Origin of the sequence: Candidatus Liberimonas magnetica (assembly GCA_020523885.1) — a bacterium.
In the GTDB taxonomy this organism is placed as follows: Bacteria; Elusimicrobiota; Endomicrobiia; order Endomicrobiales; family JAFGIL01; genus Liberimonas; species Liberimonas magnetica.
Genome location: JAJAPY010000021.1, coordinates 1 through 15,664, shown reverse-complemented (window position 1 = coordinate 15,664; position 15,664 = coordinate 1). Strand labels below are relative to the sequence as shown.

Annotated in this window: 29 protein-coding genes; all 29 read right to left on the bottom strand. The window is 40.9% G+C overall.

The annotated features are described in order from the left end of the window. Positions 1-49 precede the first annotated feature (49 nt). Entirely contained in the window at positions 50-676 is a 627-nt protein-coding gene (gene rpsD / locus LHV68_12310; protein MCB4792652.1) for a 30S ribosomal protein S4, read from the bottom strand. Between the two features lie 106 nt (positions 677-782). Next, positions 783-1,193, bottom strand: coding sequence for a 30S ribosomal protein S11 (gene rpsK, locus LHV68_12305; GenBank protein ID MCB4792651.1), 411 nt, complete (start codon positions 1,191-1,193; stop codon positions 783-785). Positions 1,194-1,306: 113 nt separating this feature from the next. Continuing rightward, positions 1,307-1,714 carry a 30S ribosomal protein S13 gene (rpsM, locus tag LHV68_12300; GenBank protein ID MCB4792650.1) on the bottom strand — a complete coding sequence of 136 codons (408 nt, stop codon included), beginning with the start codon at positions 1,712-1,714 and terminating at the stop codon, positions 1,307-1,309. Between the two features lie 87 nt (positions 1,715-1,801). Further along, positions 1,802-1,915 (bottom strand): 50S ribosomal protein L36, encoded by a 114-nt coding sequence (gene rpmJ, locus LHV68_12295; protein ID MCB4792649.1) that lies wholly within the window; start codon positions 1,913-1,915, stop codon positions 1,802-1,804. A gap of 82 nt (positions 1,916-1,997) precedes the next feature. Then, positions 1,998-2,216: a translation initiation factor IF-1 gene (gene infA / locus LHV68_12290; protein MCB4792648.1), complete on the bottom strand. Its 219-nt coding sequence runs from the start codon at positions 2,214-2,216 to the stop codon at positions 1,998-2,000. 89 nt (positions 2,217-2,305) lie between these two features. Further along, the gene (gene map, locus LHV68_12285; GenBank protein ID MCB4792647.1) at positions 2,306-3,046 is read right to left on the bottom strand and encodes a type I methionyl aminopeptidase; all 741 of its coding nucleotides are present in this window, start codon (positions 3,044-3,046) and stop codon (positions 2,306-2,308) included. Positions 3,047-3,159: 113 nt separating this feature from the next. Next, positions 3,160-3,816: an adenylate kinase gene (locus tag LHV68_12280; GenBank protein MCB4792646.1), complete on the bottom strand. Its 657-nt coding sequence runs from the start codon at positions 3,814-3,816 to the stop codon at positions 3,160-3,162. A gap of 85 nt (positions 3,817-3,901) precedes the next feature. Beyond that, on the bottom strand, positions 3,902-5,230 hold the full coding sequence (secY, locus tag LHV68_12275; GenBank protein ID MCB4792645.1) for a preprotein translocase subunit SecY: 1,329 nt from the start codon (positions 5,228-5,230) through the stop codon (positions 3,902-3,904). A gap of 68 nt (positions 5,231-5,298) precedes the next feature. Next, complete coding sequence (gene rplO / locus LHV68_12270; GenBank protein MCB4792644.1) at positions 5,299-5,748, bottom strand: 50S ribosomal protein L15; 450 nt, start codon at positions 5,746-5,748, stop codon at positions 5,299-5,301. Continuing rightward, positions 5,748-6,215: a 30S ribosomal protein S5 gene (rpsE, locus tag LHV68_12265; GenBank protein ID MCB4792643.1), complete on the bottom strand. Its 468-nt coding sequence runs from the start codon at positions 6,213-6,215 to the stop codon at positions 5,748-5,750. The genes rplO and rpsE overlap by 1 nt, the downstream gene beginning before the upstream one ends. 187 nt (positions 6,216-6,402) lie before the next feature. Then, positions 6,403-6,762 carry a 50S ribosomal protein L18 gene (rplR, locus tag LHV68_12260; protein MCB4792642.1) on the bottom strand — a complete coding sequence of 120 codons (360 nt, stop codon included), beginning with the start codon at positions 6,760-6,762 and terminating at the stop codon, positions 6,403-6,405. A 79-nt stretch (positions 6,763-6,841) separates the two neighbouring features. Then, the gene (gene rplF, locus LHV68_12255) at positions 6,842-7,405 is read right to left on the bottom strand and encodes a 50S ribosomal protein L6 (GenBank protein MCB4792641.1); all 564 of its coding nucleotides are present in this window, start codon (positions 7,403-7,405) and stop codon (positions 6,842-6,844) included. Positions 7,406-7,526: 121 nt separating this feature from the next. Beyond that, entirely contained in the window at positions 7,527-7,922 is a 396-nt protein-coding gene (gene rpsH, locus LHV68_12250) for a 30S ribosomal protein S8 (GenBank protein MCB4792640.1), read from the bottom strand. Positions 7,923-8,020: 98 nt separating this feature from the next. Next, complete coding sequence (locus LHV68_12245; protein ID MCB4792639.1) at positions 8,021-8,206, bottom strand: type Z 30S ribosomal protein S14; 186 nt, start codon at positions 8,204-8,206, stop codon at positions 8,021-8,023. A 107-nt stretch (positions 8,207-8,313) separates the two neighbouring features. Next, on the bottom strand, positions 8,314-8,868 hold the full coding sequence (gene rplE / locus LHV68_12240) for a 50S ribosomal protein L5 (protein ID MCB4792638.1): 555 nt from the start codon (positions 8,866-8,868) through the stop codon (positions 8,314-8,316). 63 nt (positions 8,869-8,931) lie between these two features. Further along, positions 8,932-9,243: a 50S ribosomal protein L24 gene (rplX, locus tag LHV68_12235; GenBank protein ID MCB4792637.1), complete on the bottom strand. Its 312-nt coding sequence runs from the start codon at positions 9,241-9,243 to the stop codon at positions 8,932-8,934. 76 nt (positions 9,244-9,319) lie between these two features. Beyond that, entirely contained in the window at positions 9,320-9,688 is a 369-nt protein-coding gene (gene rplN / locus LHV68_12230) for a 50S ribosomal protein L14 (GenBank protein ID MCB4792636.1), read from the bottom strand. A gap of 74 nt (positions 9,689-9,762) precedes the next feature. Next, positions 9,763-10,029, bottom strand: coding sequence for a 30S ribosomal protein S17 (gene rpsQ / locus LHV68_12225; protein MCB4792635.1), 267 nt, complete (start codon positions 10,027-10,029; stop codon positions 9,763-9,765). Positions 10,030-10,046: 17 nt separating this feature from the next. After that, positions 10,047-10,259 (bottom strand): 50S ribosomal protein L29, encoded by a 213-nt coding sequence (gene rpmC / locus LHV68_12220; GenBank protein MCB4792634.1) that lies wholly within the window; start codon positions 10,257-10,259, stop codon positions 10,047-10,049. 104 nt (positions 10,260-10,363) lie between these two features. Beyond that, positions 10,364-10,777 carry a 50S ribosomal protein L16 gene (rplP, locus tag LHV68_12215; GenBank protein ID MCB4792633.1) on the bottom strand — a complete coding sequence of 138 codons (414 nt, stop codon included), beginning with the start codon at positions 10,775-10,777 and terminating at the stop codon, positions 10,364-10,366. A 17-nt stretch (positions 10,778-10,794) separates the two neighbouring features. Then, complete coding sequence (gene rpsC, locus LHV68_12210; GenBank protein ID MCB4792632.1) at positions 10,795-11,553, bottom strand: 30S ribosomal protein S3; 759 nt, start codon at positions 11,551-11,553, stop codon at positions 10,795-10,797. 77 nt (positions 11,554-11,630) lie between these two features. Continuing rightward, on the bottom strand, positions 11,631-11,954 hold the full coding sequence (rplV, locus tag LHV68_12205) for a 50S ribosomal protein L22 (protein MCB4792631.1): 324 nt from the start codon (positions 11,952-11,954) through the stop codon (positions 11,631-11,633). Between the two features lie 61 nt (positions 11,955-12,015). Then, on the bottom strand, positions 12,016-12,303 hold the full coding sequence (gene rpsS / locus LHV68_12200; GenBank protein MCB4792630.1) for a 30S ribosomal protein S19: 288 nt from the start codon (positions 12,301-12,303) through the stop codon (positions 12,016-12,018). A 91-nt stretch (positions 12,304-12,394) separates the two neighbouring features. Next, positions 12,395-13,240, bottom strand: a complete 846-nt coding sequence (rplB, locus tag LHV68_12195; GenBank protein MCB4792629.1) for a 50S ribosomal protein L2 — start codon at positions 13,238-13,240, stop codon at positions 12,395-12,397. Between the two features lie 95 nt (positions 13,241-13,335). Next, positions 13,336-13,623, bottom strand: a complete 288-nt coding sequence (locus LHV68_12190; protein MCB4792628.1) for a 50S ribosomal protein L23 — start codon at positions 13,621-13,623, stop codon at positions 13,336-13,338. Between the two features lie 8 nt (positions 13,624-13,631). Then, on the bottom strand, positions 13,632-14,267 hold the full coding sequence (gene rplD / locus LHV68_12185; protein ID MCB4792627.1) for a 50S ribosomal protein L4: 636 nt from the start codon (positions 14,265-14,267) through the stop codon (positions 13,632-13,634). A 95-nt stretch (positions 14,268-14,362) separates the two neighbouring features. Beyond that, positions 14,363-15,070: a 50S ribosomal protein L3 gene (gene rplC, locus LHV68_12180; protein ID MCB4792626.1), complete on the bottom strand. Its 708-nt coding sequence runs from the start codon at positions 15,068-15,070 to the stop codon at positions 14,363-14,365. Positions 15,071-15,155: 85 nt separating this feature from the next. Next, positions 15,156-15,482: a 30S ribosomal protein S10 gene (gene rpsJ / locus LHV68_12175; protein ID MCB4792625.1), complete on the bottom strand. Its 327-nt coding sequence runs from the start codon at positions 15,480-15,482 to the stop codon at positions 15,156-15,158. 90 nt (positions 15,483-15,572) lie between these two features. Next, positions 15,573-15,664, bottom strand: a 92-nt coding sequence (locus tag LHV68_12170; protein ID MCB4792624.1) for an elongation factor Tu, incomplete at its 5' end; no start/stop codon positions are given.

Sequence of the window (15,664 nt, the reverse complement as noted above, 5' to 3'; positions counted from 1 at the left end):
GTTTTAATCTGTGTAATCATAGTAAAAAATCACTGTAAGCAGCTGTTTTTTATTTTGAGTACAATTCTACTATCAACTGACTGTCAATGGGATGCGACATCTGATCTTTCCCAGGTAAAGTGAGTATAGAACCCGTTATGGTTTGCTTATCTAATTTCAGCCAGGACGGCGAAGTATCTGTTTTTTCAAGGGATTTAAGTATAAAAATATTATTTTTGATCTTATCCTTGATAGTTATCGTATCTTTTATTTTCATAGGATAACCCGGCAAATCAACTGTTTTGCCGTTTACCAATACATTGCCGTGGTTAACGACCTGGCGTGCCATATTCCTTGAAGGGGCTATTCCTAAGCGGTAAACAACGTTGTCGAGCCTCATTTCGAGCAGCTGCAGAAGGTTTTCCCCGGTCAAACCCTTCAACTTTTCCGCACGCGTAAAATAATGATGGAACTGCTGTTCAGTCAAGCCATAAATACTTCTTGCCTTTTGTTTTTCCCTTAATCTTTTGGAATACTCCGAGGGTTTTTTCATGCGCGCATTAGCCTGTTTCCCCGGCGGGTTTTTCCCTCTCTTTGCATCCATAATACATTTTGTGCTGCACTTTAGCCCTTTTAGGAATAGCTTTTCTCTTTCCCTTCGGCAAAGCTTGCAAGTTGAACCTAAATAACGTGCCATTTATTACTAACCTCCATATAGACTACTGACTTCAGACCTCAGACTACAGACTAAAACCATTAATTTTCTTGTCTGCTGCCTGATGTCTGTGGTCTCATGTCTGATTTTATACTCTTCTGGGTTTAGGCGGCCTGCAGCCGTCATGCGGTACCGGAGTTATATCTCTGATAGAAGTAATAGACAACCCGGCTCCCTGAAGGCCTCGTATAGCAGTTTCTCTTCCAGGGCCCGGCCCGTTTACCAATACAGTAACCTGTTTAACCCCTACATCTAAAGCTTTCTTTGCAACATTTGCTGCTGTCATTTGAGCAGCAAACGGGGTTCCTTTCTTTGTTCCTTTAAACCCGCTTCCTCCGGCAGAAGCCCAGGCTAAGGTATTTCCTCTTTCATCTGTTATAGTAATAATTGTATTATTAAAAGAAGACTGAACATAAGCTTTAGCCAAGGTCCCGGTAAAACGGATCTTTTTCTTTCGTACAGGTGCTGCTTTTTTTTCTGGTGGTGGTGTTGTCGCCATTAAATAAAACCTCCAAATTTTAGACTACTGACTTCAGACTTCCGACTATAGACTAAACTACTAATTTTGTCTGCTGTCTGAGGTCTGAGGTCTGTGGTCTCACGTCTGATTCTTTACTTGCTTGCTTCCGGAGCCGCTACTGCTGCCGGCTTTACGGCCTTTGAAGCGCCCACTGTTTTACGCTTTCCTCTTTTTGTACGGGCATTTGTTTTTGTACGCTGGCCCCGCACAGGCAGGTTCCTCCTATGGCGGTATCCGCGATATGATCCTATGCCAATATATCTTTTAATATTTTCCGCAACTTCCCTTCTTAAGTCTCCTTCGACTTTAAAATTTTTTGATATGACAGTGTTAAGCTTGTTTACTTCTTCCTCTGTAAGATCCTTAACTCTTTTTGCGGGATCGATCTGAACTTCAGCCAGGATCTTATTTGAAAGAAAACGGCCTATCCCATAAATATAAGTTAAAGCTATATCCACTCTTTTTGCTTTAAGTAAATCTACTCCGGCAACACGAGCCATACTTCCTCCAGTTACCAGTGACCAGTAACCAGTGACCAGAACCATGATTTTATGGTAACTGATTACTGTTAATTGGTCACTGTAATATTATCCTTGTCTTTGTTTATGGCGTGGATCACTGCATATAACGCGGGTAACACCTTCACGTTTTACTACTTTACATTTTTTACATATTGGTTTTACCGATGCACGGACTTTCATGGGGTCTCCGTATTGAGTCGTGGGTCATGTGTTATGGGTTAAAAGACTCAAAACCCAAAACTCACGACGCATGACAATGTTATTATTTTTCCCTAAACGTTATTCTCCCTCTTGTCAGGTCATAGGGAGACAACTCTACTTTTACTTTATCTCCGGGTAAGATTTTTATGTAGTTCATCCTCATTTTGCCGCATATATGCGCTAAAACCTTATGCCCGCCTTCGATCTCTACCCTGAACATTGCATTAGGCAGTGCCTCAAGGATCTTGCCTTCCACCATTATTTTCTCTTCTTTTGCCATATTAAACACTCACCTTGTCTTGAGTCTAGAGTTATGAGTAATGAGTCGTAAACCCAAGACCCAAAACTCATTACCCATGACATATTGTTCTATATTTTTGTCAACACTTCGCACCCATTCTTTGTTACAGCTACCATATGTTCGAAATGGGCACAAAGTTTACCGTCAACAGTTACTACAGTCCAGTTATCTTTTAGAGTCTTGACCTGCCAGCTACCCTCATTTATCATCGGTTCCAGGCATAAAACCATGCCCTCAACTAACCTTACACCCGTACCTGGGTTGCCAAAATTAGGTATCTGAGGTTCTTCATGAAGTTTCCTGCCTATCCCGTGGCCGACATAATCTCTTACTACAGAAAAACCCGCTTTTTCAGCAAAACTTTGAACTGCCCAGGATATATCGCCTAATCTATTTCCGGGATTGACTTTCTCTATGGCGATATCCAAGGATTCCCTGGTTATATCTAAAAGTTTTTTTGCTTCCGGAGAAATCTTTCCTACCCCGAACGTCACAGCCATATCGCCGAAGTAACCTTTGTATGATACGCCCAGATCTATGCTGACCAAATCCCCTTCTTTGATTATCTTTTTAGGGTTTGGAATACCGTGGACCAATTCATTATTGATAGATATGCACGCCGCAGCCGGATATCCCCTGTACCCCAAAAACGCCGGCTCCATTTTAAAAGAACTTATCCCCTGCCTTGCTGCATCATCCAAATACTTTGTCGGTGTGCCTGGCTTTGCAGATTCAACAAGCTTTCTTAATACCTCCGCAACTGCCTGGCCCGCCTGCCGCATTATTTCAATCTCAGAATTTGTTTTCAGTTCGATCGGCTGGGTGTTAGATGCTACGTAATTTAAATTGTTATCCAGTGGAGCTCCTAACGTCAGGAGCCAGAGGCTCCTTAAATAACGCGGCCTACGGCATCATTATGAATTCATACCTTCATGTCGAATATACTAAGAACCGCAGTAGTATCTTTAAAGACTTCGTCTATAGATTTACTGCCATCGATCTTTGCCAAGATGCCGAGCTTAGTATAATAATCTATCAAAGGGCTTGTTTGTTTATTATAGACTTCCAAACGCTTTTTTACGGTTTCGGGATCATCATCTGCACGCTGTATAAGTTTTCCATTGCATTTATCGCATATATCTTTTACTTTTGGCGGTTGCGAATAGATGTTATAATCCGCTCCGCAGGAACAAAGCCTTCTTCCAGATATACGCTTTATTATCTCTTCATCAGTCAAGGAGATGGAGATGACTTTGTCTATCTTTTGTCCTTTTGCTTCTATTACCTTGTTAAGCTCCTGTGCCTGGGGCACAGTTCTTGGAAAACCGTCCAAAAGGAAACCATTTTTACAATCAGCTTTATTTAATCTTTCTTTAACGATTTCTATTACCAGGTTATCTGGTACAAGCAGCCCGGAAGACATATAACTCTGCAGCTTTTTCCCAAGATCCGAACCGCTCTTTGATGTTTCTCTAAAAATATCGCCTGTTGATATGTGCGGTAATTTATATTTTAAAGATATCCTCTGTGCCTGCGTGCCTTTTCCCGCACCAGGAGGACCTAATAAAATCAAGTTCATATCTTAGACTCCAGACTGCAGACTACAGACTGAAGACTCAGACCTTAGATTTTAGTCTGACGTCTGTTGTCTGATGTCTGTAGTCTTATTTAATGTTAAACCATCGGCCTTTAATACGGCCATCTTTCATGAAACCTTCGTAGTGCCTCATTATAAGATGAGACTCGATTTGCCCGACAGTATCCAAGGCAACGCCTACAACTATCAAAAGGGCCGTGCCGCCGAAGAAAAATGGCGCATTGAAAATACTCCTCAGATAATCCGGGAGAACAGCTATAGATGCGACAAATAAAGCCCCGCCCAGGGTTATCCGTTCAAGGACTTTTTGAATATAATTGGCGGTTGACTCCCCGGGACGTATGCCCGGAATAAAACCACCCCATTTTTTCATGTTTTCAGCAAGCTCCTTCGGATTAAATGCCACCGAATTATAAAAATAACAGAAAAATATAATTAAACTCGCATAGATCAGCTGATAAATAATCGAACCACTCCTGAACCAATCACTGATAAGCTTTGCCCAGGCTGAGTCAGGAAAGAATTGCGCTACGGTCAACGGAGCGGATAAAAGGGATATGGCAAAAATAACGGCTATAACACCAGACTGGTCAACTTTTAAAGGCAAAAATGTATTAGCCCCGCCATACATTTTCCTTCCAACAACGCGTTTTGCATATTGTACCGGGATTTTCCTTTGAGCCGTTTCAACCCAGACAACAAGTGCAGTGACCGTAACTGTTATCGCTAAAAGCAATAGGACAGTAAGAAGAGATAGTTCGTCCAGTTTCAACAAACGTATAATATCCTTCACAGCTGAGGGAAGCCTGTCCACTATACCTGCAAATATGATTAAAGATATGCCGTTACCTACACCTTGTTCAGTTACCTGTTCTCCCAGCCACATGATAAAAACCGTCCCTGTAACAAGAGTCAATACGGTTAATGCCATCCAGGCGGTTGTAGGGTCATTGACTATGGCTATACCTGCAGGTGTCGGCATTTTGCTTATGGCCATTGCAAGCCCGAAAGACTGTACCGCACCTAAAAACAAAGTCAAATACCGGGTTATCTGGATTATTTTTTTTCTTCCAAGCTCGCCTTCTTTTGCAAGATGGTCCAAGTAAGGGAATATATGCGCACCCTGGAGCAAACTCATGATTATCGAGGCGTTTATGTAAGGCATTATACCCATCGAAAAAATGGACAGTTTATTCAGCGCACCACCTGAAAACATATCTAAAAAACCAAGCAGAGAGTTCCTGTGGGCATCAAATAATGACTTCAATGCAGTTGCATTTACTCCGGGAATAGGGATAGCTGCCCCTAACCTGTAAGAAGCAATGATCGCCAAAGTAAACAAAACCCTTCTTTTAAGTTCTGGAATTTTAAAAATGTCACCGAAACTTTTTAGCATAGTTCACACCTTGTCCTGAGTAATGAGTTATGAGTCTTGACCCAAGACTCAAAACACAAAACTCACGACTATTTTTTTTGTATAATTTCCGCAGTGCCGCCGCTTGCTTTTATCTTTTCAATTGCCGATTTTGAAAACGCATTTGCTTTAATTTTCAATGCTTGCTTTATCTCCCCGTTCCCTAAAACCTTTATAGGGTAGTTTTCTTTTACTATTTTTACTTTTCTCATTATTTCCGGAGTTATTTCCGAATCGGGTTTAAAATTCTTATCCAAAATCTCTATATTAATTACTGCAAAATTTTTACGGAACCTGCTCGTAAAACCTCTTTTAGGTATCCTTCTGACTAAAGGCATCTGCCCGCCTTCAAACCCTGTCATAACACCGTCGCCGGACCTGCCTTTTTGCCCCTTCATTCCTCTGCCTGACTGACCGCCGTGACCGGATCCTTCTCCCCTTCCTACAATTTTTTTCCTGTGCTTGGAGCCGGGTGCCGGTTTTAGATTATTTAAGCCTATCATAAATCACTGACCTCTTTATTTCTGATTTTAGCTACCTGTTCTTTCGTACGCAAACCTTTTAAAGCTTCTATAGTTGCATAAACTACGTTAAACGGATTTGATGAACGTAAAGACTTTGTTAAAATATCTTTTATACCTACAGCTTCAAGAACAGCCCTGACAGCTCCTCCGGCAATAACTCCGGTACCAGGGGCAGCCGGGCGGAGGAAAACCCTGCCCGCACCTGATTCGCCTGTAACTTCATGCGGGATAGTGTTCCCAAGAAGAGTAACGCTAATCATGTTTTTATGGGCCCTGGAAGTTGCTTTTTGGATCGCACCCTGGACTTCCTTGGCTTTCCCAAGTGCACAACCTACTTTGCCGTAACCGTCTCCCACAACTACGAGTGCGTTGAAAGAAAACCTCTTTCCACCTTTAACGACTTTAGCTACCCTGTTTACAGCAACAACTGTTTCCTTTGCTATGCCGCTTCCGGCAGTAGCAGTACTGACAGGTACTTCCGATAAATTTTCTGGTTTAAGAATTTCTTCTTGCAACGAATCCTCCTAAAAACTAGCGTTCAGCGTATAGCGTTTAGCGTATAGAAAAACCAAAATCACAATTTGTTTTGACTTTACTATCCGCTCTACGCTATCCGCTCCGCGCTGTCTTTTAAAATACGAGCCCGTTTTTTCTTGCGGTATCGGCTAAGGCTTTTATTCTGCCATGATAAATATAACCGCTTCTGTCAAATACAACCGATTTATATCCTTTTTCAATAGCTTTTTTTGCTAAGGCTTCTCCTATCACCTGGGCTGCTGCAACTGTATCACAGGACTTCATCTTGTCTTTTAATTCAGGTGAAAGGGTCGATACAAAAAGAAGTGTATTTCCTTTTGTGTCATCTATCAGCTGTGCATATATATGTTTGTGTCCGCGGTAAACAGAAAGCCTCGGCCTTTCTTTTGTGCCGGTGATCTTTTTTCTTATTGATTGTTTTCTTTTAAGCAACCGTACTTTAGGGTCTCTCATTATTAACTCCAGACTTCAGACTACAGACTACCGACTTCAGACTATAGGTCTGTTGTCTGATGTCTGTGGTCTGTATTTATTATTTTCCACCCGTACCGCCGGTAGCTGTGGCTGCTGCTTTACCGACTTTACGAATAATGTGCTCTCCAACATACTTTATTCCGGTGCCTTTATAAGGCTCAGGAGGCCTATAAGATCTTATATGTGCAGCTACTTCTCCAACAAGGTCTTTATTTATTCCTGAAATGGACATATGCGTCATTTTATCAACGGCTATGGTGATACCTTGAGGGATCGGGAAGCTTATGGGATGCGAAAAACCCAGCTGCAAATTAAGGTTTTTTCCTTCAACTGCGGCTTTATAACCCAGGCCTGACATTTCCAGGTCTTTTTTAAAACCAGTGACAACACCGATAAGATTATTTTTTAACATCCCCCTGGTTAACCCATGCAGCATATCATTTTCCCTGGTTGTTTCCAGTAACTCAAAAAAGACTTCATTGTTTTCAACTCTTGTTTTGATACAAGAAGGGACATTTTGAGTTATTTCTCCTAACGGGCCTTTTATTTTTAATAAATTATTGTTGAATTCTACTTTTACTTTTTCCGGTATTGTTAACGGTTTTTTTCCTAAACGACTCATATTACCCTCACTTCGTTCGCAATGCAAATTTCAAAGTTCAAAATGTAAAATTAATATTGTTTTTATTTAAATTGCCTTTACCTTAATTTTACATTTTGCAATTTGCACTTTGATATTTTTTCTACCAAACGTATCCTATAACTTCCCCTCCGACTTTGCTGGCCTGCGCCTTTTTGTTTGTCATCAAGCCTTTTGAAGTAGAAATTATCGAGATGCCGATACCGCCTGAAACTTTTGGCAGGCTGTCAGACTGCCTGTAAACCCTTAGACCGGGAGTGGAAATCCTCTTTAATCCCTGCAATACTCTATTTCCCTCTCCGGTATATTTAAGATATATCCTTAAGATCCCCTGCTTATAGTCTTCAATGTTTTTATAGTTAGCGATATACCCCTCATCTTTTAGCACCTTGGCGACCTCTATTTTCAATTTTGAAGACGGGATATCTACCTTCTCAAGCAATTTCGCATTAGCATTCCGTATTCTAGTGAACATATCAGCTATTGGATCTGTGACCATTGTTTTAACCTCAGACTTTAGACTAGAGACTTCAGACTGCAGACTTTAAACCCTTTTAGGTCTTTAGTCTATGGCCTGTGGTCTGTAGTCAGATTTTTTTACCAGCTTGACTTCGTAACACCCGGTATTTCCCCCTGATGTGCGAGTTTCCTGAAACAAATCCTGCAAAGACCGAAATCCCTGTAAAAACCGCGTGCTCTTCCGCATAAACGGCAGCGGTTTCTATGCTGGGTTGAATATTTTGAAGTCTTTCTCATCTTTACGACCCAAGCAATTGTTGCCATTATAACTCCTTTAACTAATTGGTAGACGGTAAATGGTAGAAGGTATACAGATTTAAAGGTTTGAGGGTTTACCGTTTACCGTCTCCCATTTACCTTTTACCTTGTTTTTATCTTTTCTTAAAAGGCATTCCCATTAAAGCCAAAAACTCTTTTGCCTCATTATCTTTTGAAGTACTGGTTACGATCGTAATATTCATACCGCGGGTTTTATCGGATTTTTCGACATTTATCTCAGGAAAAATATATTGTTCACTAAGCCCTAAATTATAATTCCCGTCTCCATCAAAGGCATTCGGCTCTAAGCCATGAAAATCACGGATACGCGGTATAGAGACATTGACTAACCTGTCGAAAAACTCATACATCCTGTCACTTTGCAAAGTTACTTTTACGCCTATCGGCATCCCTTGTCTTAGTTTAAAATTTGATATGGATTTTTTTGCACGGCATATCTTAGGCTTTTGCCCTGTAATAGCACTAAGCTCACCTGCCGCGCTATCGACGACTTTAACGTTTTCTTTTGCTTCAGACAGCCCGATATTAACGACTATTTTAACAAGTTTTGGAGTCTGATGGATGTTCTTAAAATTAAATTGCTTCATCAGCGCCGGTACAACAACGTTTTTATAGGCTTCTTTTAACCGTGGAACATAGTTTTTCATGATATCCTTCTTATTTTTTTGTTTTTTACTTCTAAACTCTAGCCTTTAAACTCTAAACTTATTTTAAACTATCATTTCTCCGCAGTGACGGCAAATCCTTATTTTTTTGCCATCTGAGAGAAAATCTATTTTTTGTCTTGTTGTCTGATTGCATTTCGGGCATACAAGCATAACTTTGGAAATAGAAATAGCCGCTTCTTTTTCATGGATACCGCCCGGAGCCGTTTGTGTAGGTTTCGTATGGTGTTTTACAAAATTTATCTTTGCTACAATAACCTTATTCTCTTTTGGGAAGACCTTTAAAACTTCGCCCAATTTATCTTTATCTTTGCCAGAAAGTACTTTTACTTTATCTTTTTTCTTTACGTGTATCATTATTGTTCTCCAGACTAGAGACTTCAGACTAGAGACTTCAGACTTTGGTCTGTGGTCTGTGGTCTGTGGTCTGCATTTATATGACTTCAGGCGCCAAAGAAATTATTTTTAGATAATTTTTCTCGCGTAATTCTCTTGCGACAGGCCCGAAAATACGAGTACCTTTTGGCTCCCCCTCTTCAGTAATAACAACTGCAGCATTGTCGTCGAACTTGATATAAGTGCCGTCAGCTCTTCTGCGTTCTTTTACGCACCTTACTATAACACACCTTACAACTTCGCCTTTCTTTATGGCTGCTTTCGGTAGTGCATCCTGGACAGAAGCTATGATGATATCGCCTAATGTGGCATACCTGTGCCTTGTGCCACCTAAAATCCTGAAGCACCTGATCTTCCTGGCACCAGAGTTATCCGCAACATTAAGTATCGTTCTTTCTTGAATCATAATTAACTCCAGACTAAAGACTTCAGACTAGAGACTTCAGACTTTTGTCTGCAGTCTGCGGTCTGTGGTCTGTATTATTTCGTTTTCCCTACTATCTCCAATAGCCGCCATCTCTTTGTTTTTGACAACGGCCTTGTTTCCATCATTATAACTTTATCTCCGATATGCGTTTCATTTTTTTCGTCATGCATGCAAAAACTTTTAACCCGTCTGGAGACTTTGGCATATTCGGAATGACGAAACGTGCGAGAGACCTCTACAACACGCGTTTTATTCATTTTGTCTTTTATAACAGTGCCTGTCAATGTTTTACGGTCATTACGTTCAATACTGTTTTCCACTAAAAATCCTCCCAAAATTAATTTGAAGCTTTTACAGTTTCCCTTTCCTTAAATAGAGTTCTAATTTTTGCTATTGTCCTTTTCAGATATCTCAATAATAAAGGGTTTTTTAAAGGTGTAGAAGAATGACGGAACCTTAAACGGAACAATTCCTCTTCAGTCTCGCGAAGTTTTGTTTCAAGCTCAACATCAGATAAATTCTTTATTTCCTGCCAAACTTTGCCTTTCATATTAACTCCAGACTTCCGACTTCAGACTTCCGACTTCAGACAAGAGGCTAAAAATCTTTTAAATTTTTATCTGTGGTCTGTTGTCTGACGTCTGTTGTCTATATTTATATTTCTTCTCTCTGTTCGAACCTTGTTTTAATAGGCAATTTATGTGAAGCTCTTCTCAGTGCCTCTTTAGCGACATCTTTTGGAAGCCCTTCAAGTTCAAACATTATTTTCCCGGGCTTAACTACGCAAACCCATGATTCAGGAGAACCTTTACCTTTACCCATCCTTGTTTCTGCAGGTTTTTTTGTTACAGGTTTATCGGGAAAAATCCTGAACCATATCTTCCCGCCCTTTTTAAGATACTTTGTAAGAGACATTCTTGTTGCCTCTATCTGCTGGCTTGTGATCCAGGCCGGTTCAAGCGCTCTTAAGCCGTATTCACCAAAATCAACTGATGTGCCGCCTTTGGCTTTGCCTTTCATCCTGCCTCTTTGTGCTTTGCGGTATTTAACTCTTTTTGGCATTAACATTTTTGAATTCCTCTAGATTATTTTATCCCCGGATCTATCTTATCTTGTGGTTGTTCTTTTTCTTTCTCTTTGGGTACATCTTCTTTCTTTTCGTTATCTATCTCATCTTTTACCACCGGCCTTGCTTCGTCTAACAGGTCTTTTTCTGTCTTTTTAAAAAATTCTTTTTTAAAGACCCAGGTCTTAACCCCTATCTGTCCCATAGTGGTAAATGCTTCAGAAAATCCATAGTCAATGTCTGCCCTGAAAGTCTGAAGAGGAAGACGCCCTTCTTTAAGCCATTCGGTCCTTGCGATTTCAGCTCCTCCGAGCCTCCCAGCAACCATTATCTTTATTCCCTGAGCTCCGGAAGCCATGGCGCGTTCTATAGCCCTTTTCATTGCTCTTCTATAGGCCACCTGTTTTTCAAGCTGTAAAGCCACACCTTCTGCAATCAACTGTGCATCTATTTCAGCATTCTTGATTTCCATCACATTTACAAAAGTTTTTTTCTCGCTTATTTCTTCAAGTTCTTTTTGCAATGTTTCAATGCCCTGCCCGCCCTTTCCTATAACTATGCCTGGCCGGGCAGTGTATATGTTTATTCTTAAATATTTTCCGGCTCGCTCTATCCCGACCCTGGAAACTGCCGCAAGGCGCAATTTATCTTTCAGGTAATGCCTGATATGCTGATCCTCTTCAATTAGTTCCGGCATTTCTTTTAAATTGAACCATTTCGAATCCCAATCTCTGATATAACCCAACCGTACGCTTTTAGGATGTATTTTCTGACCCATTTTTAACTCCAGACTAGAGACTCCAGACTAGAGACTACAGACTTTTGTCTGTGGTCTGTGGTCTGCGGTCTGTATTTTTAATCTCCTACTACTATCGTTAAATTACAGGTTTTTCTTTTATACTGCATTCCTCGCCCCATAGGCCCGGGTCTAAGCCTTTTAAGAACAGGCCCCTGGCCGACCCAGCAGCTCTTTACTTTAAGCCCTGCCATGTTTTTTACACGGCCAGCGTTTGCAATAGCGCTTTTTAATGTTTTTATTACCAGATCAGCTGAAGATTTGGGTGTAAAAGATAATATCTCAAGAGCTTTTTCAACAGGTTTATTTCTTACCAACCTAAGGACCTGATTTACTTTTCTTGGGGCATATCTTTGAAATTTTGATTTTGATAAAGCTTCCATATTTTTTCTCTCTTTTGTTATTTTTTCCTATACGCTCTACGCTACACGCTGAACGCTAAGATTATGTCAACGCTGATGCTTCTTTTGTATGAGCTTCGCCATGGCCTCTAAAAACTCTCGTAGGCGAAAACTCGCCAAGCCTGTGTCCTACCATTTGTTCTGTCATATATATCGGCAAAAACTTCTTTCCATTATGTATCGCAAGGGTATGCCCGACAAAATCAGGAGTTATCATCGAAGCTCTCGCCCAGGTCTTTATCACCTTTTTTTCTCCAGTTTCATTCAGTTTCTGTATTTTTTTAAGAAGTTTCTCATCAACATATGGGCCCTTTTTTGTTGACCTGCTCATTCTGAACTCCTTTATGTAAACTTCAATATGTGAAGTCCCGCCTTGGCGGGATTATCGCTACTATTGTAATATTTTTATGCAAGTATATTAACTAATGTGCTGCCACGGTCTTACCAACACTGCGGCGCCTTATTCTCATTTTATCCCAGTTCTTTTTTCTTCTTGTTCTAAAACCTTTTGAAGGCTGGCCCCACGGGCTTGAAGGATGATTATGCCCTTTGGATTTACCGCGGCCCCCTCCGTGAGGATGGTCAACTGCATTCATGGCAGTACCTCTGACCGTCGGCCTTATTCCCAGATGACGGCTTCTTCCGGCAGAACCCAGGGAAACATTTTCATGGTCAAGGTTCCCGACCTGCCCGATAGTTGCATAACATTTTATGGAAACTATCCTCATCTCGCTGGAAGGCATTCTGAGTTGTGCAAAATCGCCTTCCTTTGCCATGATCTGCGCTGCTGCTCCTGCTGAACGGACAAGTTTTCCGCCTCTGCCCGGTTCAAGCTCAACATTATGAATGAAAGTACCGCTAGGCAGATTCGCTATGGGCAGTGCATTTCCTATCTTTATTTCTACTTCAGGCCCGGACATTATAGTATCGCCTACCTTAAGGCCAAGAGGCTGTAAGATATATCTTTTCTCTTTATCTTCATACTCTACGAGGCAAATCCTGCAAGACCTGTTCGGGTCATATTCTATTGACAAAACCTTTGCAGGGATATTTAATTTTTCCCTTTTAAAATCAATTATCCGATAAAACTGCTTATGCCCGCCTCCGTGGTGCCTTACAGTAAGCCTTCCAGTATTGCACCGGCCGCCGGTTTTTCTTATCGGGGTAATCAACGATTTTTCCGGTTCGGACTTAGTAATATCCGAAAAATCTTCTACTGTAATGAACCTGCGTACAGGCGTATAAGGTTTAAAGGTTTTTATCGGCATTATTAACTCCAGACTATAGACTTCAGACTTCAGACTATAGACTTCAGGCTTGGTATTTAGTCTGATGTCTGTGGTCTGATGTCTGTGGTCTTTATTTAGACTTCTTCAACGATCTTTATGCTCTGGCCTTTTTTAACTTTCACAATAGCTTTTTTCCAGTTAGCCCTGTAGCCGGAATTAACACCCATGCGCCTTAGCTTTCCCGGAACGACCAGGGTATGGACATTCTCTACTTCTACTTTAAATAGTTTTTCGATAGCTTCCCTGATCTGGCCTTTGGTAGCTGCTTTGTCAACCATAAAAAGATATTTATTCTCATTTTCTTTCAGGTTTGTTGCTTTTTCAGTTATTAATGGTTTTTTAATTATTTGCCTTATATCCATTTTAACACCTATACCTTTTCTTTTATCTCTACCTTTTCTTTTATATTTTCAAGAGCTGATTCAACTATTACCATTTTATCAGCCCAAAGGACTTGATAAGCATTTAAATTCCTGTACTCCTCTATGACAAGGTCTTCAATGTTACGGCCGGCTGTTTTAAGTTTCGGGTCTACTTTATCAACTACAAGCAGAATTTTTTTTCCTGTTAATTTCAAGTCTGCAAGTATCTTAAACACCTTTTTCGTTTTTGGCTCAGCTACAGATATACTGTTTAGTACGACCAGGTTGTTGCCTTTTAACTTTTCTGCAAAAGCTATGCCAAGCGCCAGCCTTCTTTTCTTTTGAGATAAATTCTGATAATAGCTGTGCGGTTTGGGCCCGAAAATTATCCCGCCCTTTCTCCATAACGGCGAACGTATAGAACCGCTTCTGGCCCTGCCTGTGCCTTTCTGACGCCAGGGTTTAGTCCCACCGCCGCTGACCTCTCCCCTTGTTTTTGTAGAATGAGTACCTGCTCTTTGATTTGCCAAATAGCCTTTCACAACTTCGTGAAGCAGGTTCGAAGACATTTTAGTCTCAAAAATGTTCGGCAGTTCTACTTTTTTAGTTTCTTTTCCCTCAATATCAAATACCGCTGTTTCCATTTGTATTTACCTCAATTCAGCTTTCAGGCTTCAGCTATCAGGTTTCAGTAAAGACTGATTCATTTAACTGATGCCTGACACCTGATTGCTGATAACTATTTTTTCGGTGCTTCTTTCTTTACTTCCTTTTTCTTTGCCTGCGGCTTCTTTTGAACATCAGGTATAGCTGTGCTTACTTTCTTAACGGTTTTATTAACTACAACCATATTTCCGTTTACTCCAGGAACAGCGCCATTTATAAGGATAAGGTTTTTTTCATTATCAACCTTTACAACTTTAAGTTTCTGGGTAGTTATTACCACGTTTCCCATATGCCCAGCCATTCTCATGCCTTTAAGGACATGCTGCGGCCCTTGGGAACCTATGCTACCGGGAGCTCGCTGCCTGTCAGATTGTCCGTGAGTTTGCACACCGCCTTTAAAATGATACCTTTTTACCCCGCCGGCAAAACCTTTACCCTTGCTGACCCCGGATATATCAACATAATCACCGGCTTTAAAAAGATCCGCCTTTATTTCCTGCCCGATCTTATAGGCAGAAACGTCATCAACCCTGAATTCACGCAAATATTTCTTTGGAGTTATCTCAAGTTTTTTAAACTGCCCTTTAACAGGATTTTTTAACGCTTTTTCCTTTATATCCCCGAACCCTAACTGCAGAGCTGTATAGCCGTTTTTTTCATTGGTCCTGATACCGGTTACAGTGCACGGGCCTGCGTTAATAACGGTTACAGGAATCATATTGCCAGTCTCATCGAATATTTGTGTCATCCCTATTTTATTTCCAAGTATTGATTTTAACATTCTTAACTCCAGACTAGAGACTTCAGACTAGAGACTTCAGACAAAACATCTCTTGTCTGCGGTCTGTAGTCTGTGGTCTGATTTTTTACATTTTTATTTCAATGTCAACGCCGGCCGGCAGATCAAGTTTCATTAACTCTTCGACTGTTTTCTGAGACGGTTCCAGAATATCCACTAACCTCTTATGGATCCGCATCTCGAACTGTTCCCTGGATTTTTTATCAGCGTGAACAGATCGGTTAACGCAGTACTTCCTGATATCCGTCGGCAGCAACACAGGGCCTGTAATACTAGCACCTGTACGTCTAGCAGTTTCAATGATTTTTGCCAGAGAGTCATCTAGCATTTTGTGGTCATACGCACGTAATTTGATCCTTAACCTTTGCGTTGTTAAAATTTTTTCTGTGGACATTCTTACTCCAGACTGTAGACTTCCGACTACAGACTGCCGACTACAGACTTTCAAGTCTGCGGTCTGTGGTCTGCGGTCTGTGGTCTTATTTTATTCTACTATCTCCGTTACTACACCTGAGCCTACTGTGTGTCCGCCCTCACGTATTGCAAACCTGAGCTGTGTTTCCATAGCTATAGGCG

Coding starts and splice junctions, on each gene's coding strand:
- rpsD (MCB4792652.1), bottom strand. CDS start 676: ATGGCACGTTATTTAGGTTCAACTTGCAAGCTTTGCCGAAGGGAAAGA.
- rpsK (MCB4792651.1), bottom strand. CDS start 1,193: ATGGCGACAACACCACCACCAGAAAAAAAAGCAGCACCTGTACGAAAG.
- rpsM (MCB4792650.1), bottom strand. CDS start 1,714: ATGGCTCGTGTTGCCGGAGTAGATTTACTTAAAGCAAAAAGAGTGGAT.
- rpmJ (MCB4792649.1), bottom strand. CDS start 1,915: ATGAAAGTCCGTGCATCGGTAAAACCAATATGTAAAAAATGTAAAGTA.
- infA (MCB4792648.1), bottom strand. CDS start 2,216: ATGGCAAAAGAAGAGAAAATAATGGTGGAAGGCAAGATCCTTGAGGCA.
- LHV68_12280 (MCB4792646.1), bottom strand. CDS start 3,816: ATGAACTTGATTTTATTAGGTCCTCCTGGTGCGGGAAAAGGCACGCAG.
- secY (MCB4792645.1), bottom strand. CDS start 5,230: ATGCTAAAAAGTTTCGGTGACATTTTTAAAATTCCAGAACTTAAAAGA.
- rplR (MCB4792642.1), bottom strand. CDS start 6,762: ATGAGAGACCCTAAAGTACGGTTGCTTAAAAGAAAACAATCAATAAGA.
- rplF (MCB4792641.1), bottom strand. CDS start 7,405: ATGAGTCGTTTAGGAAAAAAACCGTTAACAATACCGGAAAAAGTAAAA.
- rpsH (MCB4792640.1), bottom strand. CDS start 7,922: ATGGTCACAGATCCAATAGCTGATATGTTCACTAGAATACGGAATGCT.
- LHV68_12245 (MCB4792639.1), bottom strand. CDS start 8,206: ATGGCAACAATTGCTTGGGTCGTAAAGATGAGAAAGACTTCAAAATAT.
- rplE (MCB4792638.1), bottom strand. CDS start 8,868: ATGAAAAACTATGTTCCACGGTTAAAAGAAGCCTATAAAAACGTTGTT.
- rplX (MCB4792637.1), bottom strand. CDS start 9,243: ATGATACACGTAAAGAAAAAAGATAAAGTAAAAGTACTTTCTGGCAAA.
- rplN (MCB4792636.1), bottom strand. CDS start 9,688: ATGATTCAAGAAAGAACGATACTTAATGTTGCGGATAACTCTGGTGCC.
- rpmC (MCB4792634.1), bottom strand. CDS start 10,259: ATGAAAGGCAAAGTTTGGCAGGAAATAAAGAATTTATCTGATGTTGAG.
- rplP (MCB4792633.1), bottom strand. CDS start 10,777: ATGTTAATGCCAAAAAGAGTTAAATACCGCAAAGCACAAAGAGGCAGG.
- rpsC (MCB4792632.1), bottom strand. CDS start 11,553: ATGGGTCAGAAAATACATCCTAAAAGCGTACGGTTGGGTTATATCAGA.
- rplV (MCB4792631.1), bottom strand. CDS start 11,954: ATGGAAGCTTTATCAAAATCAAAATTTCAAAGATATGCCCCAAGAAAA.
- rpsS (MCB4792630.1), bottom strand. CDS start 12,303: ATGAGCAGGTCAACAAAAAAGGGCCCATATGTTGATGAGAAACTTCTT.
- rplB (MCB4792629.1), bottom strand. CDS start 13,240: ATGCCGATAAAAACCTTTAAACCTTATACGCCTGTACGCAGGTTCATT.
- LHV68_12190 (MCB4792628.1), bottom strand. CDS start 13,623: ATGGATATAAGGCAAATAATTAAAAAACCATTAATAACTGAAAAAGCA.
- rplD (MCB4792627.1), bottom strand. CDS start 14,267: ATGGAAACAGCGGTATTTGATATTGAGGGAAAAGAAACTAAAAAAGTA.
- rplC (MCB4792626.1), bottom strand. CDS start 15,070: ATGTTAAAATCAATACTTGGAAATAAAATAGGGATGACACAAATATTC.
- rpsJ (MCB4792625.1), bottom strand. CDS start 15,482: ATGTCCACAGAAAAAATTTTAACAACGCAAAGGTTAAGGATCAAATTA.